This window comes from Pseudomonas sp. efr-133-TYG-103a (assembly GCF_030209235.1).
GTDB lineage: Bacteria > Pseudomonadota > Gammaproteobacteria > Pseudomonadales > Pseudomonadaceae > Aquipseudomonas.
This window is the reverse complement of sequence record NZ_JARVSK010000011.1, coordinates 213,952-239,486: the sequence shown is the minus strand read 5'-3', so window position 1 is coordinate 239,486 and position 25,535 is coordinate 213,952. Positions and strand designations below refer to the sequence as shown.

General features: G+C 63.0%; 23 protein-coding genes. 14 read left to right on the top strand and 9 right to left on the bottom strand.

What is annotated here, in order from left to right; all coding sequences use genetic code 11:
- From QRN36_RS09685 to QRN36_RS09675, 3 genes are read right to left on the bottom strand one after another with little or no spacing between them, the layout of a single operon-like run.
- Positions 1–987, bottom strand: a complete 987-nt coding sequence (locus QRN36_RS09685; RefSeq protein WP_285423874.1) for an ABC transporter permease — start codon at positions 985–987, stop codon at positions 1–3.
- A complete protein-coding gene (locus QRN36_RS09680) occupies positions 980–2,608 on the bottom strand; it encodes an ABC transporter substrate-binding protein (RefSeq protein ID WP_285423873.1) in 1,629 nt (542 codons plus the stop codon). Before QRN36_RS09680 ends, QRN36_RS09685 begins: the two co-directional genes overlap by 8 nt.
- 22 nt (positions 2,609–2,630) lie before the next feature.
- Positions 2,631–3,779 (bottom strand): LLM class flavin-dependent oxidoreductase, encoded by a 1,149-nt coding sequence (locus QRN36_RS09675; protein ID WP_373568724.1) that lies wholly within the window; start codon positions 3,777–3,779, stop codon positions 2,631–2,633.
- A 389-nt stretch (positions 3,780–4,168) separates the two neighbouring features.
- On the opposite strand from QRN36_RS09675, the gene QRN36_RS09670 reads away from it, so the two are divergent.
- From QRN36_RS09670 to QRN36_RS09625, 10 genes are all read left to right on the top strand, one after another.
- Positions 4,169–5,191 carry an aldo/keto reductase gene (locus QRN36_RS09670; protein ID WP_285423871.1) on the top strand — a complete coding sequence of 341 codons (1,023 nt, stop codon included), beginning with the start codon at positions 4,169–4,171 and terminating at the stop codon, positions 5,189–5,191.
- A 57-nt stretch (positions 5,192–5,248) separates the two neighbouring features.
- Positions 5,249–6,283, top strand: coding sequence for an ABC transporter substrate-binding protein (locus QRN36_RS09665; protein ID WP_285423870.1), 1,035 nt, complete (start codon positions 5,249–5,251; stop codon positions 6,281–6,283).
- A gap of 114 nt (positions 6,284–6,397) precedes the next feature.
- The gene (locus tag QRN36_RS09660) at positions 6,398–7,237 is read left to right on the top strand and encodes an ABC transporter ATP-binding protein (RefSeq protein WP_285423868.1); all 840 of its coding nucleotides are present in this window, start codon (positions 6,398–6,400) and stop codon (positions 7,235–7,237) included.
- A gap of 2 nt (positions 7,238–7,239) precedes the next feature.
- The gene (locus QRN36_RS09655) at positions 7,240–8,019 is read left to right on the top strand and encodes an ABC transporter permease (protein WP_285423867.1); all 780 of its coding nucleotides are present in this window, start codon (positions 7,240–7,242) and stop codon (positions 8,017–8,019) included.
- Positions 8,009–8,878, top strand: coding sequence for an ABC transporter substrate-binding protein (locus QRN36_RS09650; protein WP_285423866.1), 870 nt, complete (start codon positions 8,009–8,011; stop codon positions 8,876–8,878). Before QRN36_RS09655 ends, QRN36_RS09650 begins: the two co-directional genes overlap by 11 nt.
- A 252-nt stretch (positions 8,879–9,130) precedes the next feature.
- Complete coding sequence (locus QRN36_RS09645) at positions 9,131–9,796, top strand: amino acid ABC transporter permease (protein WP_285423865.1); 666 nt, start codon at positions 9,131–9,133, stop codon at positions 9,794–9,796.
- Positions 9,777–10,436 (top strand): amino acid ABC transporter permease, encoded by a 660-nt coding sequence (locus QRN36_RS09640; protein WP_093458508.1) that lies wholly within the window; start codon positions 9,777–9,779, stop codon positions 10,434–10,436. Before QRN36_RS09645 ends, QRN36_RS09640 begins: the two co-directional genes overlap by 20 nt.
- Positions 10,433–11,194, top strand: coding sequence for an amino acid ABC transporter ATP-binding protein (locus tag QRN36_RS09635; RefSeq protein ID WP_285423864.1), 762 nt, complete (start codon positions 10,433–10,435; stop codon positions 11,192–11,194). Before QRN36_RS09640 ends, QRN36_RS09635 begins: the two co-directional genes overlap by 4 nt.
- Complete coding sequence (locus QRN36_RS09630; RefSeq protein ID WP_373568723.1) at positions 11,191–12,027, top strand: transporter substrate-binding domain-containing protein; 837 nt, start codon at positions 11,191–11,193, stop codon at positions 12,025–12,027. The genes QRN36_RS09635 and QRN36_RS09630 overlap by 4 nt, the downstream gene beginning before the upstream one ends.
- Positions 12,028–12,248: 221 nt before the next feature.
- Positions 12,249–13,022, top strand: coding sequence for an SDR family oxidoreductase (locus QRN36_RS09625; RefSeq protein ID WP_285423863.1), 774 nt, complete (start codon positions 12,249–12,251; stop codon positions 13,020–13,022).
- 6 nt (positions 13,023–13,028) lie between these two features.
- On the opposite strand, the gene QRN36_RS09620 is transcribed toward QRN36_RS09625, so the two are convergent.
- From QRN36_RS09620 to QRN36_RS09610, 3 genes are all read right to left on the bottom strand, one after another.
- Positions 13,029–13,313: a winged helix-turn-helix domain-containing protein gene (locus tag QRN36_RS09620; RefSeq protein ID WP_285423862.1), complete on the bottom strand. Its 285-nt coding sequence runs from the start codon at positions 13,311–13,313 to the stop codon at positions 13,029–13,031.
- A gap of 229 nt (positions 13,314–13,542) precedes the next feature.
- Positions 13,543–14,937 (bottom strand): UDP-glucose/GDP-mannose dehydrogenase family protein, encoded by a 1,395-nt coding sequence (locus QRN36_RS09615; RefSeq protein ID WP_285423861.1) that lies wholly within the window; start codon positions 14,935–14,937, stop codon positions 13,543–13,545.
- Between the two features lie 134 nt (positions 14,938–15,071).
- On the bottom strand, positions 15,072–15,383 hold the full coding sequence (locus tag QRN36_RS09610) for a cupin domain-containing protein (protein ID WP_285423860.1): 312 nt from the start codon (positions 15,381–15,383) through the stop codon (positions 15,072–15,074).
- 519 nt (positions 15,384–15,902) lie between these two features.
- Between QRN36_RS09610 and QRN36_RS09605 the strand changes: the two genes are divergently transcribed.
- The 4 genes from QRN36_RS09605 (at position 15,903) to QRN36_RS09590 (ending at position 20,732) form a co-directional block, all read left to right on the top strand.
- Positions 15,903–17,357 carry an aldehyde dehydrogenase family protein gene (locus QRN36_RS09605; RefSeq protein ID WP_285423859.1) on the top strand — a complete coding sequence of 485 codons (1,455 nt, stop codon included), beginning with the start codon at positions 15,903–15,905 and terminating at the stop codon, positions 17,355–17,357.
- Between the two features lie 75 nt (positions 17,358–17,432).
- Complete coding sequence (locus QRN36_RS09600; protein ID WP_285423858.1) at positions 17,433–18,557, top strand: alkene reductase; 1,125 nt, start codon at positions 17,433–17,435, stop codon at positions 18,555–18,557.
- 57 nt (positions 18,558–18,614) lie between these two features.
- Complete coding sequence (locus QRN36_RS09595; RefSeq protein ID WP_285423857.1) at positions 18,615–19,934, top strand: CynX/NimT family MFS transporter; 1,320 nt, start codon at positions 18,615–18,617, stop codon at positions 19,932–19,934.
- A gap of 201 nt (positions 19,935–20,135) precedes the next feature.
- The gene (locus QRN36_RS09590) at positions 20,136–20,732 is read left to right on the top strand and encodes a trypsin-like peptidase domain-containing protein (protein ID WP_285423856.1); all 597 of its coding nucleotides are present in this window, start codon (positions 20,136–20,138) and stop codon (positions 20,730–20,732) included.
- Here the strand turns inward: QRN36_RS09590 and QRN36_RS09585 are convergent, their stop codons facing one another.
- The 3 genes from QRN36_RS09585 to QRN36_RS09575 are packed head-to-tail and all read right to left on the bottom strand — an operon-like array spanning position 20,733 to position 25,509.
- On the bottom strand, positions 20,733–21,941 hold the full coding sequence (locus QRN36_RS09585; RefSeq protein ID WP_285423855.1) for an HlyD family efflux transporter periplasmic adaptor subunit: 1,209 nt from the start codon (positions 21,939–21,941) through the stop codon (positions 20,733–20,735).
- On the bottom strand, positions 21,938–24,097 hold the full coding sequence (locus tag QRN36_RS09580) for a type I secretion system permease/ATPase (RefSeq protein WP_285423854.1): 2,160 nt from the start codon (positions 24,095–24,097) through the stop codon (positions 21,938–21,940). Before QRN36_RS09580 ends, QRN36_RS09585 begins: the two co-directional genes overlap by 4 nt.
- Positions 24,094–25,509 (bottom strand): TolC family outer membrane protein, encoded by a 1,416-nt coding sequence (locus tag QRN36_RS09575; RefSeq protein WP_373568730.1) that lies wholly within the window; start codon positions 25,507–25,509, stop codon positions 24,094–24,096. Before QRN36_RS09575 ends, QRN36_RS09580 begins: the two co-directional genes overlap by 4 nt.
- Between the last annotated feature and the right edge of the window lie 26 nt (positions 25,510–25,535).

The window sequence follows — 25,535 nt, the reverse complement described above, 5'->3', positions numbered from 1 at the left end:
TTAATCCGCCTGGATACGCGGGTCGAGCCAGGCTTGCAGCAGGTCCATGCACACGTTGATGACCACCACCAGCATCGAGGACAGCAGCAGAATGCCGAGCAGCAGGTTGTAGTCGCGCGACAACACGGCATCGAGGGTCAGGCGGCCCAGGCCGGGCCAGCCGAACAGTGTTTCCGTCACCGCCGCGCCGCCCAGCAGCGCCGCGAAATGCAGGCCGGCCAGGGTCGTGACCGGCAACAAGGCGTTGCGCAGCACATGACGGATCGCCACCCGCGCAGGGCTCAGGCCTTTGGCGCGGGCAGTGCGGACGAAGTCCTGACGCTGCACTTCCAGCATCGAGGCGCGGGTCAGGCGTGCATACAGCGCGATGTAGAAGGTGGCGAGCGTCAGCACCGGAAGCACGGCGTGACGGACGCGGTCGAGCAGCCAGTCCACGCCGTGCAGGTCCATGCCCAGCGTCTCGCTGCCATCGCTGGGCAGCCAGCCAAGGGTGACCGAGAACAGCACGACGGCCATCAGGCCGATCCAGAACCCCGGCGTGGAATACAACAGCAACACGGCCAGCGACAGCACCCGGTCCGGCCAGCGCCCGGCCTTGCTGGCCATGACCGCACCGGCGGCGATGCCGACCACCAGCGCCAGAGCCAGCGCGCTGACCATCAACACCAGCGTGTTGGGTAGCCGCTCGAGCACCAGCTGGATCACCGGCACGTTGAAGCGCGGCGACAGGCCCAGATCCAGGTGCGCCAGATGATTGAGGTAGGCGAGCAGTTGCTGCCACAGGTTCAGGTCCAGGCCAAAGTGCGACCGCCACTGCGCCAGCGTCGCCTCGGTCGCGCCGCCCGATTCGCTCGCCAGCACATCCACCGCATCGCCGGGAATCAGCCGCAGCAGGAGGAAGTTCAGCAGCAGAATGCCGAACACCGTCGGCACCGCTTGCCACAGCGTTCGCCGGGCCATTCGCAGGATGCGCAGACGATCAGCCATGGGCCAGCGCTTCCCCGCCGAGGCGCACGTCGGCCAGGCTGCCGTCCAGGCCGTTGCCGTCAGCCTCGAACCCGGACACCCGGGCGTTGAACACCGTCACCTGTTGTTGCATGACCAGCGTGATGTTCGGCAGCTCCTCGATGACGATCTTCTGAAAGGCCTTGAACAACTCGCCGCGCTTGTGCTCGTCGGTTTCCACCGCAGCGGCTTCCAGCAGACGATCGACCTCGGGATTGTTGTAGTGCGAGCCGTTGGAGAAGGGCAGGCCTTTGCGAAAGTTCTTTGACCAGAACAGCCGCTGCACGCCGACAGTGGGGTCGAACATGGTCCCCATGCCCACCACCGCGAAGTCGAAATCCCGGTCGGTGTAGATGCGTCTGGTGTAGGTCGGGAAGTCTTGCGAGCGTAACTGCACGTCGATGCCGATCCGCGCCAGCGCCGTGCGGATGTACGCTGCCGTACGCGCGTAACTGTCGCCATAGGGCAGCGGATCGAGGGTCAGGCTGAACCGCGACGTGCCTTTTCTCGGCAGTCCGGCAGCATCGAGCAGCGCGTTGGCCCTGGCAATGTCGAACGGGTAGGGGTCGGGGCCTTCATACACATACTGGGCGAAGTTCTTCGGAATCGGCGAGACGCTGACATCGGCGTAACCGTAGTAGACGACTTTTCGGATGACTTCTCGATCGATCGCATGGGCGATGGCCTGGCGCACCTCGTGGCGCGCCAGCAGCGGGTTGTCCAGATTGAACTCGAGCATCGTCGGGGTGATGCTGTAGGCATACCCCCGGGTGGTGAACTGCAGTTTCCCGGACTGAGTGATGCGCTTGAGATCGCTCAACGGCACCGGACTCTGACCACCGGCATCCAGGCTGCCGTTTTCGAACGCGGCCAGCCGCGCGGCCGAGTCGGGCACCACTTTGAGGAACAGCGCGTCGACCCCCGGCAAGCTGCTGTCCCAGTAATCCGGATTACGCTCATATTCGATGAAACTGCCACGCTGCCACTGCTTGAAGCGGTAAGGCCCCGTGCCCACCGGCGCGTTGTTGTGCGGGTTGCTCAGCGGGTCACCCGAGGCGTACAGGTGCTTCGGCACGATGGGCGTCTCGCTGCCGGCAAACGCGCGAATCAGGTACGGCGCAGGTTTGCCCAGGCGCACGATGGCGGTGTGGTCATCGGGCGTCTCGACGCTCAGCAGGTTGGCGAACGTGCTGCCGCCTCGCGGGTGGTAGCGTTTGTTCAGGTCCAGCGAAAACGCCACGTCCTGAGCGGTGAACGGCTGGCCGTCGTGCCATTTCACCCCTTGGCGCAGAGTGAAGCGGTAACTCAGGCCGTCGGCGGCCGCTTCCCAGGCCACCGCCAGCCCGGGCTGCGGCGTCAGGTTCTCGTCGTAACGAAGCAAGCCTTCGAGCACCTTGCTGCTGGCGGTGATGGTGGTGCCAGCGGTGGTGTTGAACGAGCTGAGCGACGGCGGTTCCGGGTTCACCAGCAGGTTGAAGATGCGCCGGCCGCTGACGGCTTCGGCCGTGGCCGCTGCCAGGGCGCTGGGCAGAAAAGGCACGCTGGCACCCAACAGCGGCAGTGCCGACAGGCCGGCGATGAATTGACGACGAGAGAAGGGCATTGACGGTTTTCCTTGCAGAATGTCAGTGGCGCAAACCGGCTTGATAGAGCAGGGGCAGCACGCGTTCGGCGAACTGCTCCAGGTCCGGCGCAAAGTCGAAAAAGCTCAGTTGAATGCCGTCGATGCCGGCCTGCTTCAGCCGGACGATGTCGCGCACCACGGTTTCCGGGCTGCCGACCAGCTGGATATTGCCGCCCACATAACGGTGGTCAGCCTTATGCCCGCGCCAGGCGTGGGCGTCGCTGGCTTCGCGGGCGTGACCTTCCAGCGTGCCGGGATCCCCTGCGGCGGTGATCGCGGCGTGAACTTCCCAGGCTTCGGCGTCGCTGTCGCGGCAGATCACCAGCGGGTTGATCAGCGTGCGCACCTGACGGCCGTGGCTGAGCGCCGCCTGTTTGATGCGCAGCAGGTGCTCGGGCAGCTTGCTCAGGGCGTCCTCGATTTCCGCGCTGCCGGGGCTGGTGGTGAAGACAATGTCGGAGTGACGGGCCGCGAAGTCGATTCCGGCGGTGGAACCGGTGGCATTGACCAGCACCGGCCGACCGTAGCGCGGCTTGACGCTGCTGTAGGCTTCCTGCAGCCGGTAATAGTCGCCGTTGAAGTCGACGTTCTCATCGCTGGCCCAGAGCTGCTGCACCACACGAATGAACTCGTCGGCCTGTTGGTAGCGCTGGTCGTGCTCGATCGGCGCGTGACCGAACCGCCGGTGTTCGCGATGGCGGTGGCCGGTGACCAGATTCAGGCCCCAGCGACCGTTGCTGATGTGGTCGAGCGTGGCACCGAACTTCGCCAGATGCAGCGGATGCCAGGGCCCATAGAGCACGTGCAAGGTCGAGATCAGCAGGATGCGCTCGGTCACCGACGCGAGGGCGGCCTGGGTGATGAACGCGTCGAGGGATTCGTCGTGGTAGCGAATGTCCCCTCCATAGCCGCCTTTGCCCAGCCATTCGGCGAGGGCGAACACCAGGTCGAAACCCAGTGCCTCGGCGCGCAGCGTCAGTTGTTTGTTGTAATCGAATGTCCAGTCAGTGCCACGTGGCAGTGCCGAAGCGCTCCAGCCGCCCGATTGAATGGGAAGAAACAGACCCAGTATCAAGGGCTGATTGAATGCCCGCGATAACGGGCTGTCTGGGAAGTCGAGCGGCGACGTAAATAAAGACAAGAGAAACACTCCGGCAATGAATGTTGTCGCTGAACAATTGCAAGGCGTATGCCGCCGCTGACAACTTGTCAGTGAACGTCCGTAACTAAAGGGGTATGGAGGCGAAATCGTTGAAGCGCGCGTGACCCCGCTGCTGCGCTGGTTTGGCAGCATCTGCGGGACTGCTGTTGCTGGAGAAACAGTTGCAAGAGGGTGCGTGCCGTCGAGTCATAACATTAGTTTAAAACGTTATAGGCAATCCATTAGTTGTGATTGACGATGAATAACGACGCTCTTTATTGTCGCCTCGATTCTTTATCTGCGCACGTCGTCCAACGGGGCAACTGTTATTCGCTTGTTCTGTGAAGTGTTGTATTCGCGTGCCTGTTTTTTAATGTTGTTGGAAGAATGGAGTGGTCATGAGCGCTATCGAATATCGTCCCTTGGGTCGTCATGGAATCAAAGTCTCCCCACTGACGCTGGGCACCATGATGTTCGGCGGGCAGACGGATGAGGCGGTCTCCCGGCGAATCACCGACAAGGCGTTCGAGCAGGGCGTCAACTTCATCGACACCGCCAATGGGTACAACGCCGGCGCATCGGAGCAGGTCGTCGGTCGATTGATCGCCGCACGTCGCCAGCAGTGGGTGCTGGCGACCAAGTTCGTCAATCCGGACCCCGACGGCGCAGGCCCGAACAATCGTGGCGCGTCGCGCAACAACGTCATTCAGTCGGTGGACGCCAGTCTCAAACGACTCAACACCGATTACATCGACCTGTTCTACCTGCACCGTGAAGACCCGGAAACGCCGGTCGAGGAAACGCTGCGAGCGCTGTCCGACCTCATCCGGGCCGGCAAGATTCGCGGCTATGGTCTGTCGAACCATCGCGGCTGGAAGCTCGCGGAGTTCAGCCGCACCGCAGACCTGCTCGGCATCGAGCGACCGACCGCGAGTCAGCCGCTGTACAACCTGGCCAACCGGCAGATTGAGGTCGAGCATCTGCCGGCTGCCGACTATTACGGCATTGGCGTGGTGTCCTACAGCCCGCTGGCCCGTGGTGTGTTGACCGGCAAGTACGTGCCGGACCAGCCAGCGCCGGAGAACACCCGCGCCGGGCGCAACGATCCGCGTCTGAAACAGACCGAGTGGCGTCCCGAGTCACTGAACCTGGCCCAGCGCATCAAGGATCACGCTCAGGCCCGGGGCATCAGCAGTGGTCAGTTCGCGCTGGCCTGGGTGCTCAACAATCGCCTCGTCACCTCGGCCATCGCAGGGCCGCGCACCGAGGCGCAGTGGGACGATTATCTGCCTGCGCTGGAGTATCGCTTCACGGCCGAAGACGAGGCATTCGTCAACGATCTGGTGGTCACCGGCCACGCGTCGACGCCCGGCTACAACGACCCCAGCCATCCATTCTTCGGACGTCAGTCGCGGGTCTGAGCCTCGATTGCCGCCACCCGATTGCAGCCACACGCCTGCGGGCAAAGGAACAGCGACATGCAAGCACACAACAGCCGCAGGGCATTCATCAAACAGGTCGCACTGCTGAGTGCCGCCGGCGCCGCAGGGCTGATCCTGCCAGGCTGCGACAAGCCGCCCAAGGTCGTCGACGGCGCGCCCGCGGTGATCAAACAGCGCGCCGATCAGGTGGTGAAGTTCAAATACCCTGACAACCCGTCGTTCGATCTCGTGTACCTGGCGGATTCGCTGGGTTACTTCGACGGCTCGCGCACCCGGCCCGACTACATCGGCAAGATTGCCGCGCCTCAGATCATCCCGCTGGTGGGCACCGGGGAAATCGACTTCGGCACGCGGATGGTGCCATTGGTGATTTCCGCCATCGCCAGCGGGCTGGACCTCAAGGTGGTGGCGGCCGGGGGCAAGACCCTGCAGGAAGCGCCGCACATGAAGTACTTCGTGCGTGCCGATTCCGGGATCTTCACGCCCAAGGACATGGAAGGCAAAACCGTCGGCTTCAACAGCTTCGGTGCCTGTGCCGAGTTCGTGACCAAGAAATACCTGCGTGAGCATCAGGTCGATGTCGACAAGATCAACTGGGTGGTGATCCCCGACAATCAGGGCGAACAGACGCTGGTCAGCCGTAACGTCGACATCGCGATCATTCATCCGCCGGCCTCCGGCGGGGCAGAGCACAACCCGGAACTGCGCAAGCTATGGAGCGATTACGATCTGGACAAGGGCCTGGGTGGCATGGCGCCTTACAGCGGCTACGGCAAGTTCATCCGCGCCAATCCCGAAGCCACGCAGGACTTCGTCGCGGCCATCGCCAAGGCGGCCAACTGGGTCAACGCCAATCCGGACGAGGCGCGCAAGATCGTCTCGCAACGCATCGGCACCCGGCTTGAACGGGTCGAGCGCTATGCCTACATCGACGACCTGATCATCACCGAGCCGCCGATTCAGTACTACATCGACATCTTGCAGAGCGAACAGAAGATCCGTCCGGGTGCGGTGTCGGTGAAGGACGTGTACACCAACGATTTCAACCCCTTCGCCAAAGCCAAAGCGTGATCGCAGGGTGTTCTGGCGGATGCAACGACGGGTGCGCGGTGGCGCGCCTGTCGCGGGTTTTGGTTTTGCAGGGGATCAGGCGTGGCAGTGAAGATTTCGGCATCAGGCGTGAGAATGGACTACCAGGCTCAGGATGAGGCGGGGCGCAGCGAGCGGGTAGAGGTGTTGAAGGATTTCGATCTGGACGTGCGCGAAGGCGAGTTCCTGTCGATTCTTGGCCCGTCCGGCTGCGGCAAATCGACGTTTTTGAACATCCTTGCGGGGCTTGCGAACAAGACCGGTGGCTCGCTTTCCATCGACGGCAAAGCGTTGCAGGGCATCAATAAAAATCAGGGTGTGGTGTTCCAGGGCTATGCCTTGCTGCCGTGGCGAACGGTGCTCGACAACATCGCCGTAGGGCTTGAAATTCGCGGCGTCGGCAAGGCCGAGCGGCTCCAGCGGGCGCGCGAGTACCTTGATCTGGTGGGCCTGAACGGCTTTGCATCGCGCTATCCCCACGAGCTTTCCGGCGGCATGCGGCAGCGGGTCGCCATCGCGCGCTCGCTGGTCTATGAGCCGGACGTGCTGTTGATGGACGAGCCTTTCGCCGCGCTGGATGCGCAAACCCGCGAAAGCCTGCAGGACGAATTGCTGCGCATCTGGGACCTGCACAAGAAAACCATCGTGTTCATCACCCACAGCCTGGATGAGGCGATTTTCCTGTCGGACCGCGTGGCGGTCATGACGCCGAGGCCGGGACGGATCAAGGAGATCATCGACATCGATCTGGCACGTCCGCGGCTGCCGCAGTTGCGCAACAGCCACGCGTTCGTGCAACTGCGCCAGCGCGCCTGGACCTCTTTGCGCGAAGCGATGGGAGCCGCAGTGGACGAACTCGCGCTGGAGCAGGCGCTGGGCCGTCATGAAAGCTGGCAGCACGTTGCGCAACGCAGCGGTTATCGGATCGGAGTGTAGTCATGACCTTGAACAGAACCTGGCGTCGGGTGCTCGACAGCTCCATCGGTATCCTCGCGTTTCTGGCGCTATGGGAAGCGCTGCCGCGACTGGGGGTGGTCAACCCGGGCTATCTGAGCCCGCCCTCGGACGTCGTCGGGGCGATCATCGACATGGCCGGCAACGGCCAGTTGGTCAGGCACCTGCAGGCCAGCCTCATCCGTTCGCTGGCCGGGCTGGTGCTGGCGATTTTCGCCGGCGTCACGCTGGGCCTGTTAATGGGCTGGTTCGCCCGGCTGGAACGGATGCTCGACCCACTCCTGCAGCTCTTTCGGCAGACCTCGGCGCTGGCGCTGTTTCCGGTGTTCATCCTGTTTCTGGGGATCGGCGAGCTGTCCAAAGTGGCGATCATCTTCTGGGCGTCGTTCTGGCCGATCCTGTTGAGCACCATCAGTGGCGTCAAACAGGTGGACACCTTGCTGATCAACTCGGCGCTGTCGATGGGTGCGAACCGGCGCTTTCTGTTTCTGAAGATCGTCCTGCCTTCGGCATCGCCCTCGATCCTCACGGGCGTGCGGCTGGCGGGCGCTTACTGCATCACGGCGCTGGTGGCCGCGGAGATGATCGGCGCGCATTCGGGGCTCGGGTTCCTGACCCTCAATTCGCAGGAAGTGTTCCAGATCCCCAGCATGTACGCCGGCATCCTGCTGCTCGCCGTGGTGGGGCTGCTGCTAAACTTCCTGCTTGCGCTGCTGGAGCGCCGCTTCACCCGCTGGCGTCGCGGCCTCAAACATGCCGGCTGAGCAACGGGACGGCCGTGCGCGACAGGGCCTGCGTTATGGCCTTGCGCTGTTGACCGGGCTGGCGGTCGTCTGCGGCATCTGGCTTTTGCCGCTGCTGGACACGGCGGATCTGCAGGGCGGTCCGGTGCTGCAGAATGCGCGCAGCCACAACGTGTTGCGCATCGGCGTGCGCAGCTATCCGCGCCCCGGAAACAACACTGAGGCGCTGGTGTCCGAGCCCGACGACATGGACGCCGAGCTGGCCCGGGCGCTGGGTCGCTATCTGGGCATCGACGTGCGCCTGAGCGCCATTCCTAATGTGGCACTGGCGGATTACCTGGGCAAAGGCGAAGTCGATGCCGTACTGGTCGGCAGCCTTGACGTTCCCGCCCTCGAACGTCAGCGCGCCGCGTTGAGCGAGCTGCCACGGGCTTACCGCGAGGGTGGCTTGCTGAGCTTGCGCAACGCGCCGGCGCATTCGGGTATCAGCGGCCAGACCGTCTGCATTGCGTTCGGCAGCCCATGGGCGGCAACGCTGCAACGCCAGGGCGCGCAGTTGCAGACCTTTGCCTCGAACATCCGGGCAGCCACCGCGTTCATGGCCGGTGAATGTCGGCTGCTGGCGGACGAGCGCAACGTGCTGGCGAGCCTGTTACAAACCCCGGACTGGCGCTTTTACCGCCTGCTGCCCCAGGTACTCGACGCCAGCAGTGACGCGCGCGTGTACCTCGCTCGACCGGATCAGAAAACCCTGCGCGTCCTGCAGGCCGGATTGCGCGACTGGCAATCGCGCGGCGGCCAGACCAAGGCGTGGGACCTGCACAGCAATGCCTTTCTGGTGGACAGCTTAAAGGTCGGCGACGGTCTGGTCTGTCACTGACCTGACCTGACCTGACCGCAGCGAGGCGGGGAATGCCGCTGTTGCTGGAGCAACAGCGAGCCAGCAGTTGCCAGTAAAAACAGACAGTTACGACACGTCCGCACGGTCAGCCAGACCCATCGTATGGCCGGTTTGTCGACGTTTTCGGGAGTGGCACAAAGCCTGCAATCAGCGACAGATCACCTTTCGATTCAGGAGCTTTTGTGTCCCGCGTGCTGCCCCCGCAACCCCTCGTTCAAGGTCGACCCTGACATGGAATTCGACGTCGCGTTTGCCTTGTCAACGCTTCCAGCATTCATCACCGCCGTGGGCGTGACCTTGCAGGTCGGCCTGATCGCCATCGCGATGTCGCTGTGCGTCGCGCTGATCAACGCTGCAATCGCGGCCTTTCAGATCCGCCCGCTTCAGCCCGTCGTGCGTGCGTACGTCGAGCTGGCGCGCAATACGCCGCTGCTGATTCAACTGTTCTTCATCTACTTCGCGCTGCCTGCGCTGGGCGTCAAAGTGTCCGGATTCGCCTCGGCGATCATTGCCATGACCTTCATGGGCGGCGCGTACCTGACCGAGATCCTGCGTGCCGGCATCGAGGCAGTGCCCAGGTCGCAGATCGAATCAGGCCTGTCGATCGGCTTGTCACGCTGGCAACTGCTGCGCCATGTGGTGCTGCCGCAAGCCGGCATCCTCAGCCTGCCGGCGCTGTTCGCCAACTTCGTGTTCCTGCTCAAGGAAACCACCGTGGTGTCGGCGGTGGCGGTGCCGGAAATCCTCTACACCACCAAGAGTTACATCGCGTTGTACTACAAGACCTATGAAATGCTCGCCGTCATGACTGGCCTCTGCGTGCTGCTGTTCGTGCCGCTTTCACTGTTGCTGCGGGTTGTGGAAAGGAGGCTCCAGCATGGCCAGTTCGGGTCTTGAGCTGTTATGGATCAGCGCCCCGCAGCTTGCACAGGGCATTGGCCGCACGCTGGGGATCTCGGCGCTGGCCATCGTCTTCAGTGCAGTGGGTGGCCTGATCTATGGTGTGCTGCGCAATTTGGGCATTCGCTGGATCGATTGGCTGCTGCTGGTTTACCTGGAGCTGTTCCGGGCGATTCCGGTGCTGGTCTGGCTGTATCTGTTTTTCTTCGGACTGCCGATCTTTCTCGGCTGGAGCATTCCGGGATTCTGGTGCGCGGTGCTGGTCCTGTCGCTGTGGGGCGCGAGCGAAACCGGTGAGGTGGTGCGCGGTGCGTTGCGCTCTATTCCTCGCGGTCAGCGCGAAGCCGGCCTGTCGATTGGTCTGGGCCAGGTTCAGCTGTACGGCCGGGTGCTGTTGCCGCAGGCGCTGCGGCGCATGACGCCGCCGATGATCAACGTCTTCACCCGCCTGATCAAGACCAGCTCGCTGGCGGTGCTGATTGGCGTGGTGGACGTGATCAAGATCGGCCAGCAGATCATCGAGCGCACCTACGAGTCGGTGCTCATCTACGGCTTTCTGTTTGTTTTTTTCTTTCTGGCCTGCTACCCGCTGTCGGCGGTGTCGCGGGTGCTCGAACGGCGTTGGAATCATTCATGAGTGCGTTGATAGAACTGTCCGGTTTCAGCAAGCGTTTCGGCGCGGTGCCGGTGTTGCAAGACATCGACCTGAGCGTGCGCGAAGGCGAAGTGGTGGTGATCCTCGGCCCCAGCGGCTGCGGCAAGAGCACCTTGTTGCGCTGCCTCAACGGCCTTGAGCTGGGCCATGCCGGGCAGTACCGCTTCGGCGGACTTGAGTTGTCGGCCAATGCCGACTGGCGCCAGGTGCGCCAGCAGATCGGCATGGTGTTTCAGAGCTACCACCTGTTCCCGCACATGACCGTGCTGGACAACATTCTGCTGGGACCGGTGAGCGTGCAGAAACGCGCGCGCAACGAGGCGCGTCAGCAGGCCGAAACCCTGCTCGCGAGGGTCGGCCTGCTGGACAAGCGCGACGCCTTCCCCCGCGAGCTGTCCGGTGGGCAGCAGCAGCGGATCGCCATCGTCCGCTCGCTGTGCATGAACCCCCAGGTCATGTTGTTCGATGAAGTCACCGCCGCCCTTGACCCGGAAATGGTCAAGGAAGTGCTGGAGGTGATTCTGGACCTTGCCCGCAGCGGCATGACGCTGTTGATCGTCACCCACGAAATGGCCTTTGCCCGCGCGGTGGCCGATCGAATCCTGTTCATGGACGGCGGACGCATCGCCGAACAGAGCGACCCCGAAACGTTTTTCAGTAACCCGCAGACCGCACGCGCGCAGCAGTTCCTGGAGAAGTTCTCCTACGTAGAAAACATGCCAAAAAGGAAAGCATCGTGACGTTTAAATCTGCCCTCGTTCTCCCGCTGATCGCCCTCGGCTTGCTGGCCGGCACTGCCGCGGCCCACGCCGAAGGCTACCTGGACAAAATCAAGGCGCGCGACAAACTCGTCGTTGGCGTCTTCAGCGACAAGCCGCCATTCGGTTTCGTCAACGAGAAGGGCGACTATGTCGGTTTCGATACCGATCTGGGACGCCGCTTCGCCAAGGACCTGCTCGGCGACGAGAAAAAAATCGAGTTCGTGGTGGTCGAGCCGGCCAGTCGCATTCCGTTTCTGCAGAGCGACAAGGTCGATCTGATCCTGGCCAACATGACCGTCACCCCCGAGCGGGCTCAGGTGGTGGACTTCACCCATCCGAACCTGCGCGTGGCGGTTCAGGCGCTGGTGCCGGACAACAGTGCGGTGAAGAACCTTGACGATCTGGCCAGCAAGACGGTGATCGTCACCACCGGTACCACGGCGGACATCTGGCTGACCAAGCATCATCCTGACTGGAAGCTGCTCAAGTTCGAGAAAAACTCCGAATCGCTTCAGGCGTTGGCGAACGGGCGCGGTGATGCCTACGCACAGGACAATCTGGTGCTGTTCAGCTGGGCGAAACAGAACCCCGGCTATCGGCTGCTCCCGCAGAAGCTTGGTGAAGAAGCGCCTATCGCTCCTGCGGTGAAGAAGGGCAATACCGAGCTGCGCGATTGGGTCAACACTGAGCTGGCGACACTGGGTCAGGAAAAATACCTGCTCACGCTGTACAACCAGTATGTGCGCGACCAATTGGCCGAGGGCACCGACCCGGCGGCGGTCATCGTTGAAGGTGGCGCCTGGAAGCCCTGACCGGCTGCTGCGTCGAGCCATGAGTTGAATGCGGCCTGTCGACAGTTGTGCGTTACGCGCCTGACTGCCCACAGGCCGTTTTGCATTCGGCGACCAGGGCGCAGGCGCGACAGCGCAGGCCATGCTGCCGAACGGTTTCACTGTCATCGGCACGGTGGCTGTGGCGTACTGGGCCCCCGAGACTTCTTGCTACACACCCTTTTTGATGAGGAAGCAGACAGATGAATGCGTTCGCGACGAAGGTAGTGCTCATTACCGGTGGTTCCAAAGGTATCGGTCTGGCCTGTGCCCGACAGTTTGTCGAGCAGGGCGCACGCGTGGTGATCAGCTCGCGTTCGCAGGCCAATATCGATCAGGCCCTCAGTGAACTGCCCGGGGCGCAGGGCTTTGCCGCCGACCTGAGCGACGATACGGCTGCGGCCAATCTGGTCAGGCAGGTGGAAGAGCAGGTCGGTCCCATCGACGTGCTGATCAGCTCGGCGGGCGCGGCGAAGCGTTCGCCGCCCGAGGACCTGACCCCGGCGTTCTGGCGCGCAGCCATGGACGCGAAATTCTTCTCGACGATCAACGTGGTCGATCCGGTGATCAAGCTCATGGCCCGGCGCGGGCGTGGAGTGATCGTCAATGTCATCGGCGCGGGAGGCAAGGTCGCCAGCCCGATTCACCTGGCCGGCGGTTCGGCCAACGCAGCACTGATGCTCGCCACCGCCGGGCTGGGCAATGCCTATGCGGCGTCGGGCGTGCGGATCATCGGTGTCAATCCGGGGCTGACCGAAACCGGCCGGGTCGGCGAAGGCATGGCCGCCGATGCCCGTCATGCGGGGATCAGTCCTGAGGCGGCGAAAGAGCGCGCCGTGAGCAAGATACCGCTCGGGCGCATGGCGCAGCCGGAAGAGGTCGCGCATCTGGTGCTGTTCCTGGCGTCCGGCAAGGCCAGTTACATCACCGGCACGACCGTGACGATGGATGGCGCGCAGCACCCGGTGGTGGTGTAGCCGACATTACGCCTCGGCCAGCCGGCACAGCTGATAACCGATGCCGTAGATCGTGTGGACGAGGGGAAAAGCAGCGCCGTCATCCACGATTTTTCTGATCTCGTGTAGCCGGGTGCCAACGCCGCTGGTGTTCTTGACGACGTTTTCGCCCCACAGAATCGTGGAAATCTCCTCGCGCCTGACCACGCCCGGGCTGCGGCGCATCAGCAGGGTGAGTATCTCGATGTTGGTCGGGTTGAGCCTCAGCGGCCTGTCATTGCGAAACGCCCTGAGTTTTTCCGTGTCGAGCATCAAGTCTTCCACGATCAACATTTCTACATCCGTCACCGAGACAATCCGGGCATGGTAGGCAGGCAGATGTAAAAAATTGGTTTGGTCGTCGTGAACGGCGTGTCATTTTGCCCAGTGCGGCTGGCTGGCGGATTCAGCGGCGGTTGACCAGTCGGTGCATCGGGCGCCCTGCGTCGCGGCTATGTGCAGGATCAATGCGCCGGATTGCCCGGCGCGCGGCGGCAGAAGGTCAGAGCAGCCGACCACTCGCCAGGGCCGGAAAGACACTCCAGCGCTTTTGCGGAATCGGCAGATTGCAGGATTCGCCACGGCCCATCGGGAAGTACTGAAAGCCTCGTCGGGCGAGCCGTTCCGGGTCATACAGGTTACGGCCGTCGAAGATCACCGGCGCGTTCAGGCGCTGCTGGATCAGCTCGAAATCGGGCGCCTTGAAGGCTTGCCATTCGGTGCAGACGATCAGCGCGTCGGCACCTTCCAGCGCCGCTTCCGGCGTGCCCAGCAGCATGAGGTCGTGGCGGCGACCGTAGATCCGCTGGGTTTCGCCCATTGCCTCCGGATCGAACGCCCGCACGTTCGCCCCGGCATCCCACAGTGCCTGTATCAGCACGCGGCTGGGCGCATCACGCATGTCGTCGGTGTTGGGTTTGAACGCCAAGCCCCACAGAGCAAACGTCTTGCCGCGCAGGTGACCCTGGTAGAACGCGTTGATGCGTTCGAACAATTTGTGCTTCTGCCGTTCATTGATGGCTTCGACCACCGAGAGCAGATCGTTCGAGCAGTCGGCTTGCCGTGCGCTGTGAATCAGCGCGCGGATGTCCTTGCCGAAGCAGGAGCCGCCGTAACCGCAGCCCGGGTAGATGAAGTCATAGCCGATCCGCGAGTCGGCGCCGATGCCGCGGCGCACGGACTCGACATCCGCGCCCAGGTGCTCCGCCAGTTCTGCGATCTGGTTGATGAAGCTGATTTTGGTGGCGAGCATGCAATTGGCGGCGTACTTGGTCAGCTCGGCGCTGCGCAGGTCCATGAACAGGATCCGCTCATGATTGCGATTGAACGGTGCGTACAGTTCACGCATGACCTGGCGGGCGGCTTCGTTGTCGCTGCCAATGATGATGCGGTCGGGCCGCCGGCAGTCATTGACCGCGGAGCCTTCTTTGAGAAATTCGGGGTTGGAGACGATCTCGAATTGCAGCAAGCGCCCGGCCTGACGCAATGCTCTGTCGATGTGGCTGCGCAGGGCGTCGCCGCTGCCGACCGGAACGGTGGACTTCTCGACGATGATCAGTGGCTGACTGCGATGCCTGGCGATGGCCTCACCGACGGCGAAGAAGCCGCTCAGATCGGCCGAACCATCTTCGCGGGACGGCGTGCCGACGGCAATGAACAGTACGTCGGCGTGTTCGACCGCCCATTGCGCGTCGGTGGTGAATTGCAGACGCCTGTTGTCGAGGTTGTCGCGCACCAGAGCGGCAAGCCCAGGCTCGTAAATGTGCACCTGGCCCTGACGCAGCTGATGGACCTTGGCCTCATCGATGTCCATGCAGACGACGTCGTGTCCCACCTCGGCAAGCACGGTGGCTTGCACCAGACCGACATAACCACTTCCGAATACGCTGATTTTCATGTGACGAGTCCCTGCAAGACGCGCGGAAAGTCGGGGCGCAAGACGCCCACCGGTTTCAGCGTGCCACTGGCACTTGTCGTTCCTGTGACGCTTTCATGCACTTCCGATGTTGCAAGGGTTGCGTCGCACGTGTGTCAGACGCTGCCTTCGCTTTCCACGACCAGGATCCGCGCCTCGCCAATCGGATGGGCGACGTGTGCGGTTCCAACGGAGGCATAAAAGATATCGCCGGTTTCCAGCCGTACGGTGTTCTCCATGTTTTCTTCTTTGTAATGCATGTCGACCCGCCCATCCAATACCACGAACACTTCCTGGCCATCATTGACGTGCCACTTATAAGGTTGGTCAGTCCAGTGCAGGCGCGTGGTTATTCCATTCATGTTGGCAATGTCCAACGCTGCCCATGGACGTTCGCCGGTAAATGTCTTACTGCGGATGATTTTCAAACGAATACCTTCCTGAATGAGTCGTTCTGAACGTGCGGCCGGGTGATGTGGATATACCCGGCGCCAGCGTCGTGATGATACGTGGGTTGACGATGGCTGCAACGGGATCGCCAATGCGCCGGGCAATAACCGCAAGATTGCGCAAGTGGCGACGGCGTTTTCCCTCCGTCTCGCGGCCTTTTACTCGCCCGGGGGCTCGGCTGGGCAACTGGTAAGCCGCGAATGTAGCGGAGGACAGCCGCCTTCGGCAGTCGATGTCCGGAATCCTTGCGGATTCGTCATTGTTGACCCATTTGATCGCCCCTAACATTCATTTCAACGGATTAGACGACTGGTCTACTCCGAAGTAATCACAGCGACAGTGAATCAACGTAGTTCTAAAGACGGATAAGCAAAGTTGTGTTGCAGGTCATCGGGTGCCATGCGCATAGAGGGCCTGATACATACAACCTCCGAACTTTCGAGCTGACTGTCGTTGCACTTCTTATATAACGACTCATGCTTCTGGAGATTAATGATATGGCCACTGCATCCCGTTCACCTGTATCTGCCAGCCTGTTCGATGGTCCTTATTACCTGAGCATTGCCGGCAAACTGGTCGAAACCCGTGACGCATTCGATGTAATGAACCCGGCGACCGGCCAGGTTCTGGCTCAGGCACCGGCCGGCACCGCCGAGCAACTGGAAGACGCCATTGCCGCTGCCAAATCGGCGTTCAAAGGCTGGTCTGCGCTGAGCTACGATGAGCGCGAGCAGTACCTGATTGCCTACGCCGACGCCTTGCAGGCACATCGCGATGAATTGTCCGTGCTGCTGACCCTGGAGCAGGGCAAGCCGCTCAAAACCATGGCGGAGCCTGAAGTGGATCAGGCGATCTCCTGGATTCGCCAGATCGCCGCGCGGCGTATTCCGGTCGAGATCGTGGAAGAGAACGACAGTCACATCGTCGAGCTGCACCATACGCCGCTGGGCGTCGTCGGCGCGATCACGCCGTGGAACTTCCCGGTGCTGCTGGCGTTGTGGAAGGTCGCGCCAGCGCTGCTGACCGGCAACACCATGGTGATCAAGCCGTCACCGTTCACCCCGCTGACCACCCTGCGTTTCGGGCAGATCGCCCAATCGGTACTGCCGGCCGGCGTTTTGTCGGTGGTCTCCGGCGGCAACGAACTCGGCCCGCAGATGACCGCTCACCCGGACATCGCCAAAATCAGCTTCACCGGCTCGACCGAGACCGGCAAGCACGTGATCCGCTCGGCTGCCGGCACGGTCAAGCGTCTGACCCTGGAAATGGGCGGCAACGATGCGGCCATCGTCATGCCCGACGCTGACTGGAAGTCAATCATCCCGCAGTTGTTCTGGGGCGCCATCGGCAACTCCGGGCAGTGGTGCGTCGGCATCAAGCGCCTCTACATCCATCGCTCGTTTCATGCGCCGTTCGTGGCGGCGTTCGTCGACTACGCCCGTCAGCAGAAGCTCGGCAACGGCCTGGACGCCGAGGTCACGGTCGGCCCGGTGCAGAACAAGATGCAGTTCGACAAAGTCCGCACGTTCCTGGACGACATCAAGGCCAACGGCCAGAACATCGTTCTGGGTGGCGAGGTCGATGACAGCCGTCCGGGCTACTTCATCCCGGTGACGGTGGTGGACAACCCGCCCGAGCAATCGAAGATCGTCCAGGAAGAGCAGTTCGGCCCCATCGTCCCGATCATCGTTTACGACGATGTGGATGACGTGATCGAGCGTGCCAACGACAGCCCGTTCGGCCTCGGCGGCTCGGTCTGGGGGCGTGACACCCGCGCGGCGGTGGCGGTGGCCAATCGCCTGGAGACCGGCATGGTCTGGGTCAATGAAATGCACACCCAGGGCGTGGACATCCCGTTCGGCGGCCACAAGCAATCCGGGGTCGGGACCGAGCAGGGGCATGAAGGCCGGCTGCTGTTCACCAACCCCAAGACCGTCCTGATCAAGAAGTAAGCCGGCTGCTGGCCTCTCGCACAGAGAGGCCACTCGGCACTCGATTATTCCCTCTTTCGCAATCGGAATACCGCCATGTCTCATCACGCTCTGTTTACTCCCGTGGAACTGGGTCGTCTGACCCTCAAGAACCGTATCGCTTTCCCGCCCCTGACCCGGCAACGGAGCGCCCAGCCGGGCGATGTCGCCTCCGAGCTGATGTCGGTGTATTACCGCCAGCGCGCTTCGGCGGGGTTCATGGTCACCGAAGGCACGCAAATCGAGCCGCGCGGACAGGGCTATGCCTGGACGCCGGGCATCTATACCCAGGCGCAGATCGACGGCTGGAAGAAAGTCACTGACGCGGTGCACGCAGAAGACGGCGTGATTTTCGCTCAGCTCTGGCACGTCGGGCGGGTCTCTCATCATGCACTGCAGCCCGATGGCGCCGCGCCAGTGGCTCCTTCGGCCATCCGTGCCGAAAACGCCAAAGCCTTCATTCAGACCGGTCCGGGCACCGGCGAACTGGTTGCGCCGTCGCTGCCGCGTGCACTGAGCATTGCCGAGATCGAAACCCTGGTCGGGCTGTACGCCACCGCCGCGCGAAATGCGATTGCTGCCGGTTTCGACGGCGTCGAGATTCATGCCGCCAACGGCTATCTGGTCAATCAGTTCATCTCCGAGCATTCCAACCAGCGCGATGACCAATACGGCGGCTCGCTGGAAAACCGTCTGCGTTTTCTCCGCGAGGTGGTTCAGGCCGTCGCCGACGCCGTCGGTCCTGAACGTCTGGGCGTGCGCTTCACGCCGCTGTTCACCAGTACCGATCAGGACCGCGTTTACATCGGCATGGTGGAGAAGGACCCGCACCATACCTACATCGAGGCGATCAAGGTGTTGCAGGAGGCAGGCGTTGCCTATGTGTCGATTGCCGAGGCGGACTGGGACAACGCACCCGATCTGCCCGAGCAGTTCCGTCGCGACGTGCGCAGCACCTTCAGCGGCCGGATCATCTACGCCGGTCGCTACACCGCCGAGCGCGGCGCCCGGCTGGTAGAGGCGGGGCTGGCGGACCTCATCGCGTTCGGCCGTCCGTTCATTGCCAATCCGGATTTGCCGGCGCGTATCTCCAATGGCTGGCCGCTCAACCCGTTGATCCCGTCGACCCTCTACGGCGGCACCGAAGCGGGCTTCACCGATTACCCGGCCTACGCCGGCTGACCGCAACCCTTCGCCGGGCCGACACGCGTCGGCCCGGCCCGTTCTGGAGATCGCATCATGTTGGTGACCAGCAGAGTTCCGCTTGCCGAACCCGAGAATGTCATGACCGCGCAGCCGCCGCGCCTGCACCTGTGCGCGCCGGCAACCGTGCCCGGCAATACGCCGTCGCTGATGGTCGCCATCGTCTGTATCGTGCTGGTGGCCTTGACGCTGCGTCCGGCGATCGTGTCGGTCGGGCCGTTGCTGCCGGGGATGATTCGCGATTTCGGCCTTTCCCACACTCAAGCGTCGCTGCTGACGGCCATTCCGACCCTGCTGATGGGGTTGATGGCGCTGCCGACGCCGTGGCTGGCTCGGCGCTTCGGTCGTGACCGGGTCATTCTCGTGGCGTTGGTTGTGCTGCTCGCGGCGACCGCTCTGCGCGCGGTTGCAGGTTCGGTCGGCACGCTGTTTCTGACCACTGTGGGCATTGGCGCGGGGATCGCCGTGGCCGGCGCGCTGCTGGCCGGGTTCGTCAAAGCCAGCTACCCGCAGCAGACCGCATTGCTGATGAGCATTTACGCCACCTCGCTGGCGCTGGGCAGTACCGCAGCGGCGGCGATCACCGGGCCGGTGGCAAGTGCGTCGGCAAGCTGGCGCCTGGGCGCCACGGTGTGGACCGTGCCCGCCGTCGTCGCCATCGCCGCGTGGCTGTTCATCGAGCGCAAACGGCTGACGCCGGGCGTGAACAGGGGCTCGGGCCGGCGTTACGCAATGCCGATCCGTAACCGGACGGCCTGGCTGATCGCGCTGTTCTTTGCCAGCAACAACATCGTGTTCTACGCGTTCATCTCGTGGATCGCGCCGATGTACGTGGAATACGGCAGAACGCCGACCATGGCCGGGCTGATCTTGGCGAGCTTCACCCTGGCGTTCATGCTGTCCAACCCGGTGTTCGGCATTCTCAGCCGCAACGAGGACCGGCGTCTGGCGCTGGCAGCAAGCTCGGCGATTGCGCTGGCAGGCACGCTGGCCATCGCGGTTGCGCCGAATGCCATGCCATTCGTGGCGGTGCCGATCCTGGCGTTTGGCACGGGCGGGGCGTTCACCCTGGCCATGACGCTGCCGCTGGATAACGCGTCCAACGCCGAAGAAGCCAACGCCTGGAACGCCTTTGTCCTGCTGTTCAGTTACATCGTCGCGGCGGCGGGTCCGTTGTTGATGGGCTATCTGCGTGATGTGACCGGTGGCTTTCATGTGTCGCAATGGTTGATGGTCGCCGTGAGCGTCGTGATGCTGGCCGCCACACCGTTTCTGCAGCCGCATCACCTCAAGGCCCGCGCCAGAGCAGGGCGCGCGAGTGGCGAAATGGCAAGCGTCGGACTGCAGCGGTCGTGAAGCGCTGCAGCCCAGCAAATGCGCGACTTTCGGATCCAATGAGCCACTAAAGTGCCACTAGACGGAAGGTCGTTTCAACCTATTGAGTTAGTAGTGGCGCAATGACATATTCGCGCCGTCTCCACTACTTCGTCGTGTACAAAAATGCGCCCCCTCAAGTCGCTTGTAGCAGCCTCAGTGCTGATCAGCGGGTGCAACGGAATGCCAGTCGCTTTTACCCAGGATCCAGTCTATGACCAAGCGTTCGTCGTTCATTCCGGAGCGCCGCTGCCCTACATGCTGATGGGCACGGCGATCCAGTGGAATGAAGACTACGCCGTGACGGTCAAGCACATTCCTTACCTGTCAGGCTCGGTGTATCAGGGGCAGGGCGACGTGCAGTTCTTCCGCCACAAGGCCAATGGCGTCCCGCTCTGGCGTGCGTATCAGCCGGGTGAAGCGGTCACGGCGGTGGGTTTCAACTCGGTGTACATGTCGGTCAAGGGCAGCGGTCATGCGCTGCCGGCGATGGTCCGGCTGGACAGCAAAGAAGGCAACGTCATGTATGGCACCCACGATGGCCCGACCGCCAAGGGGATGTCCGGCGGGCCGGTGTTCGCCGCCGATGGCAAAGTGGTCGGCATCACCGTGGCGTTTCTGACGTCCGGTGACCTGACGGCCCTGAAGCGTCCGGATCTGGCCAATCAGCCGCGGGTCAGCATCTTCATGCCGTATGCCGAGATCAACCGCGAATGGAACCGTTACCTGGCGCAGGCCACACCCGTGGCTGCGCCAGCCACCCACCTGGCCAGCCGCTGATCAACGCTCACGCAAGGCTTCGCGGGCGCGGTTGAGCGGCTTGATCAGGTAATCGAGCACGGTCTTTTCGCCGGTGCGGATGTCCACCGTGGCAATCATGCCGGGCACGATGGCGAAGCTTTTACCGGCCTTGTTGCGCAGTACATCCGACTGGGTGCGGATGTACACGCGGTAATAGAAGATCTCGGGTTTGACTTCGTCCTGGATCGTGTCCGGCGAGATGGTCACGACCTTGCCGTCCAGGCTTCCGTAGATGGAATAGTCGTAAGCGGTGATCTTGACCTTGGCTTCCTGATCCGGATGGATGAAGGCAATGTCGCGCGGCGAGATGCGGGTCTCGATCAGCAACTGCTCATCCAGCGGCACGATCTGCATCAACTGCCCATTGGGCGGCACCACGCCGCCAATGGTCGTGACCTCAATGTCCTTCACGATGCCGCGCACCGGTGAGCGGATCGTCAGGCGTGACAGCGAATCGGTGCGGCCGCGAATGACCGCGATCAGCGTCTGCGCTTCGGCGTTGGCCTTGGCCAGATCCTCACGCGCGCGCACCATGTAATCCGATTTCGCTTCGGTGACTTTCAACTCAAGCTCCGATCGCTGACGGTTCAGCCGCAGCACTTCGACGCGACTGGAGGCGCCGATCTTTGCCAGGTTCTCAGTGATGGCCAGCTCGTCGCGCACCAGCTTGAGCGAGCTCTGAATGCCTGCCAGGGTTTCTTCCAGGCCCTTGCGCCGAGTGGTGTACAGCTCGGTTTCGGCGCGGATCAGCTCGGGGTATCGGCTCAATGAATCGTCGAACTTCAGCGGTTTCTCGCTCACTTCGGCCTGCAGTCGATTGACGCTCGCCAGCGCGGCCCGGTACTTGGCTTCGCTTTCGCCGACATTGGACTCAGTCTTCACGGCGTCCAGTTGCGCGAGCACCTGACCGCGCTCGACTAGGGCGCCCTCGGTGACATTCATCTCCTTGATGATCCCGCCTTCCATCGACTGGATGAGCTGCTCGCGGGAGCTGGGCACGACTTTGCCGGTGCCGGTGGACACCTCCACGACTTCGAACCACGCCGCCCAGGCGAAAAAACACGCCAGCATCAACGCGCATCCCCAGATCACCCGCACGCCGCCGGCGATGCTGCGCTCGTCGCTGCCGTCCAGATACGTCACCTGGTCGGGCAGGCGTGGCGTCTGGTCAGTGGTGAGTGCTTTCATGCCTGAGCTCCTTGCGGCTGACGCAGTCGGGTCAGGGCGGCATCGCGATGGTCATCGATGACGATTCTGCCGTTGTCGACCACGATGATCCGTTCCACCAGTTGCAGCACGCTGACCCTGTGCGTCGCCACGATCAACGTGCGCCCCTGACACCAGGTCGTGAGCTTTTCCAGCAGCAGGCGTTCGGTGATGTCATCCAGCGACGCCGTCGGCTCGTCCAGCAACAGCACCTGCGGCTGGCGGATCAGCAGGCGTGACAGCAGCAGGCTCTGGCGCTGCCCGCCGGACAAGCCCAGCCCGCCTTCCAGAATCAGGTGGTCCATGCCTTTGGGCAACTGGCGGACGAAGTCCAGCGCGCCGGTGACCGCCAGCGCGGCGATGATTTCCTGATCGCTGGCCTGACCGGCGCCCAGGGTGATGTTGTCTCGCAACGTGCCATGGAACAGCCGCGCCTGCTGGGACATCAGGCCGACATCGCGACGCAGGTCGGCCGGGTCGATGTGAGCCAGGGCGATGCCGTCGAGGGTGGTTTCGCCACTGCTCAGGTCCATGGCCCCCGCGAGCGCTTGCAAAAGGGTCGATTTACCCGCGCCGTTGCGGCCCAGAACGGCGATGCGTTCGCCTGGACGGATTTTCAGATCGATGCCGCTCAGCGCTGGCGAGGCTTCTTCGCTGTAGCGAAAGCCGGCCTGACGCAGCTGATAGTCGCCGCGGATCGCCGGCAGGTGCACGCGCTGGCTGCCCTCGGGATGGTCCACCGGCATCTGCATGATCCGGTTCAAGCCTTGCAACGCGACTTTGGCCTGTTGCCAGCGGGTCAGCACGTGAGTCAGTTGGGCCATCGGGCCCATCATGCGCGAAGACAGGATCGACGCGGCCACCAGACTGCCCGTGGTCAGGTCGCCGGAAATGACCATGGGCGCACCGAAGACGATGACGATGGCGAACACGCCGCCTTGCACGTTCTGGGTCCAGGCCACCAGGCTGTTGGTCAGCGAGCGCAAGCGCAGGCTGCTGTCGGCCGATGCCGCGTTGTAGTGGTTCCACTGTTGCTGAAAACGCTGCTCGGCCTGCAGCGCCTTGATGTCGTCCATGCCCTGAACGCTTTCCACCAGCATCGCGTTACGCAGCGCGGCCTCGCGCATCGACGCGTTGGCCAACTTCGCCAGCTTGCGCTGGGCGAGCATACCCGGCAGCACCATCGCCACCAGCGCCAGCAACGGGATCAGCACCAGATTCCCGCCGATCAGATAGAACACCAGCAGAAACAGGAAAAAGAACGGCATGTCCGCCAACGCCGTCGCGGTGCTGGAGGTGATCAGGTCGCGGATCTGCTCCAGCTCGCGCAACTGTGAAATGAACGAGCCGGTGGATTTCGGGCGCACCGAATTGCGCAGGCGCAGGGCGTGGCCGAACACCAGGTCGGACACCCGCAGGTCGGCCCGCTTGCCGAGTACATCGGTGATGCGCAGGCGCATGATGCGCATGACGAAATCGAAGACCAGCGCCAGCATCACGCCGCCAAACAGCACGTACAGCGTCGGCAGCGATTCGGCGGGGATGACGCGGTCATAGACCTGCATGGAAAACAGCACGCCTGCCATGCCGAGCAGGTTGGCGACCAGCGAGGCGAGCATCACCTGGCTATAAGGTCGCAGGTCGCTGAGCACGATGCGCCTGAACCAGTGCTCGTCGTAAGGCTTGATGTAGTCGTTGGTGCGCACATCGCTCAGCGGCTGGGTGGGTCGCAGAATCACCGTGCGCAGCGCCTGGCTGGCCAGCGCCGCCGGATCGATGCGACTCTGCAGGCCCTGATCGCCGCTGTAGGCGATGCCCAGTTCGCCGTGCTCGCTCACGCTTTCGATGACGCCAATCTGGCCGTCCTGCAACTGCACGATCAGCGGCGTTCGCCAGCGGCTCAGGCTTTTGTGGTCATAGCGGGCGAACTTGACGCTCAGGCCGGCCTGGCGGGCCATGTGCCGGACGACTTCCTCGACCCGGCCTTCGCTGTGGATCGAGGCGAGGCGAATGCTTTCCGGCGAAACATCCAGCCGGTAGTGCCGCGCGACCTTGAGCACCGCTTCCAGCCACGGCGAATAATCCTGGCGCGGCGGCCCGGCTGCCGGGTCCTGAGGGATGACGACCGAATCGTTCATGGCAGGATCTCCACATGCTGGATGGTGCTGTGATCGATACCGAAGGCACGTCGCAGCGCGCCGCTGTTGTACAGGCAGTCGATCTGCAGACGACGCAGGTCGGCCTGGGTGTTGGCCAGGTCGAAACGCGACTGATGGATTTCCTGCTCGGCGTTGAGCAGGTCGAGCAGCGGTCGCGTGCCCAGCTCCAGGTATTGCCTGCCATACAATTCGCGGGCTTCGGTGATGCTGGTCTGGCGGTATTCCAGCGAATTGAGCCGGCGCGTCAGTCCGGAGGTTTGCGCCTGTGCTTCGCTCAGCCCCTGGCGTGCCTGCAGGCGGGCGGCGTCTTCGGCCGAGTCGGCGGCGGTCAAGGCGTACCCGGCCGCGCGGCTGCGGGCGCTGATAGCGCCGCCCTGATAGATCGGCACCTCCAGATTGAGGAAGATGCCGACCTGGGTGCGGTCGATGGCCGGGTTCTGATTGTCATAATTGTTGTCCAGGTACTGGTTGAACGACGGCTGCAGCGACAGCGTCGGATAGGCCTCGGACCTGGCCTGCGCCAGTTCCGCCTGCGCCTGAGTGCGTTGCGCGGCGGCCTGCAGCACGGCGGGCAGCGCATCGGTGATGACCGGCGCGTTGCAGGCCTGTCCCAGCGACGGCGTAAACTCATCATTGACCTGCGGCGGCGTCTGGCGGCCGAGTAGGTTGGTCAGGGTGGCGAGCCAGCGGGCGTACTGCGCCTTGAACTCCTGCAACGTGGCCATGCCGCCCTCGGCGCGCGACTGGGCCTGAACGACGTCGGAACGGGTGCTGGCGCCCATGTCGCTGCGCTGCCTGGCAAGCTCGACGATGTCGCCGATGCCGCTGATCTGCTGACGAGCGATCTCCAGCAAGTGCTGATAGCGCTGCACTTCGATGTAGGCGAATGCCGTGTCGCGTCCGACCTGATCGATTGCCAGCAGAATCCCGGCCTGGCTGCGGGCGGCCCGGGCTCTGGCGGCATCGACGGCGTTGGAGACCTTGCCGAAGTCGTAAAGCATCTGCTTGAGCGAGATGCTGACCGACTGGCTGCTCGCATCGCTGCCGGTTCCGCTGCTGTAGCCGCCTTTCACGCCGCCGGAAATCTGCGGGTAATAGCCGGCTTCGGCGACGTTGATGCCTTCGGCCTGTTGATACAGGGTGCCGATGGCCTCGCTGATGCTGGGGTGCCAGTCCACCGCAAGCCGCACCGCCTGCTCCAGGCCCAGTGTCTGGTTGTCCTCGCGCGCCGGCACGGGTGAGGCGGGCAGCACCAGGCTTTTGCGTTTATCGGCCGCCGGCTGGGTCTGCAGGCGGGAAGGGCTGATGCTGCGCAGGCCGGGATCGATGTGATCCTGCGCCGTTGCAGCGGTAACGATCGGGTGGTACAGGCCGAGGGTCAACATCACCATCGGCCATTTCTGACGACGAACGCCTC

What these genes read in the sequence shown, in the direction of transcription:
- QRN36_RS09635 (WP_285423864.1), top strand. Translation starts at nt 10,433, where the DNA reads ATGAGTGCGTTGATAGAACTGTCCGGTTTCAGCAAGCGTTTCGGCGCG.
- QRN36_RS09580 (WP_285423854.1), bottom strand. Translation starts at nt 24,097, where the DNA reads ATGAACGATTCGGTCGTCATCCCTCAGGACCCGGCAGCCGGGCCGCCG.
- QRN36_RS09605 (WP_285423859.1), top strand. Translation starts at nt 15,903, where the DNA reads ATGGCCACTGCATCCCGTTCACCTGTATCTGCCAGCCTGTTCGATGGT.
- QRN36_RS09660 (WP_285423868.1), top strand. Translation starts at nt 6,398, where the DNA reads ATGGACTACCAGGCTCAGGATGAGGCGGGGCGCAGCGAGCGGGTAGAG.
- QRN36_RS09670 (WP_285423871.1), top strand. Translation starts at nt 4,169, where the DNA reads ATGAGCGCTATCGAATATCGTCCCTTGGGTCGTCATGGAATCAAAGTC.
- QRN36_RS09645 (WP_285423865.1), top strand. Translation starts at nt 9,131, where the DNA reads ATGGAATTCGACGTCGCGTTTGCCTTGTCAACGCTTCCAGCATTCATC.
- QRN36_RS09650 (WP_285423866.1), top strand. Translation starts at nt 8,009, where the DNA reads ATGCCGGCTGAGCAACGGGACGGCCGTGCGCGACAGGGCCTGCGTTAT.
- QRN36_RS09575 (WP_373568730.1), bottom strand. Translation starts at nt 25,509, where the DNA reads ATGGTGATGTTGACCCTCGGCCTGTACCACCCGATCGTTACCGCTGCA.
- QRN36_RS09655 (WP_285423867.1), top strand. Translation starts at nt 7,240, where the DNA reads ATGACCTTGAACAGAACCTGGCGTCGGGTGCTCGACAGCTCCATCGGT.
- QRN36_RS09640 (WP_093458508.1), top strand. Translation starts at nt 9,777, where the DNA reads ATGGCCAGTTCGGGTCTTGAGCTGTTATGGATCAGCGCCCCGCAGCTT.
- QRN36_RS09595 (WP_285423857.1), top strand. Translation starts at nt 18,615, where the DNA reads ATGTTGGTGACCAGCAGAGTTCCGCTTGCCGAACCCGAGAATGTCATG.
- QRN36_RS09665 (WP_285423870.1), top strand. Translation starts at nt 5,249, where the DNA reads ATGCAAGCACACAACAGCCGCAGGGCATTCATCAAACAGGTCGCACTG.
- QRN36_RS09625 (WP_285423863.1), top strand. Translation starts at nt 12,249, where the DNA reads ATGAATGCGTTCGCGACGAAGGTAGTGCTCATTACCGGTGGTTCCAAA.
- QRN36_RS09600 (WP_285423858.1), top strand. Translation starts at nt 17,433, where the DNA reads ATGTCTCATCACGCTCTGTTTACTCCCGTGGAACTGGGTCGTCTGACC.
- QRN36_RS09585 (WP_285423855.1), bottom strand. Translation starts at nt 21,941, where the DNA reads ATGAAAGCACTCACCACTGACCAGACGCCACGCCTGCCCGACCAGGTG.
- QRN36_RS09615 (WP_285423861.1), bottom strand. Translation starts at nt 14,937, where the DNA reads ATGAAAATCAGCGTATTCGGAAGTGGTTATGTCGGTCTGGTGCAAGCC.
- QRN36_RS09620 (WP_285423862.1), bottom strand. Translation starts at nt 13,313, where the DNA reads ATGCTCGACACGGAAAAACTCAGGGCGTTTCGCAATGACAGGCCGCTG.
- QRN36_RS09590 (WP_285423856.1), top strand. Translation starts at nt 20,136, where the DNA reads ATGCCAGTCGCTTTTACCCAGGATCCAGTCTATGACCAAGCGTTCGTC.
- QRN36_RS09680 (WP_285423873.1), bottom strand. Translation starts at nt 2,608, where the DNA reads ATGCCCTTCTCTCGTCGTCAATTCATCGCCGGCCTGTCGGCACTGCCG.
- QRN36_RS09685 (WP_285423874.1), bottom strand. Translation starts at nt 987, where the DNA reads ATGGCTGATCGTCTGCGCATCCTGCGAATGGCCCGGCGAACGCTGTGG.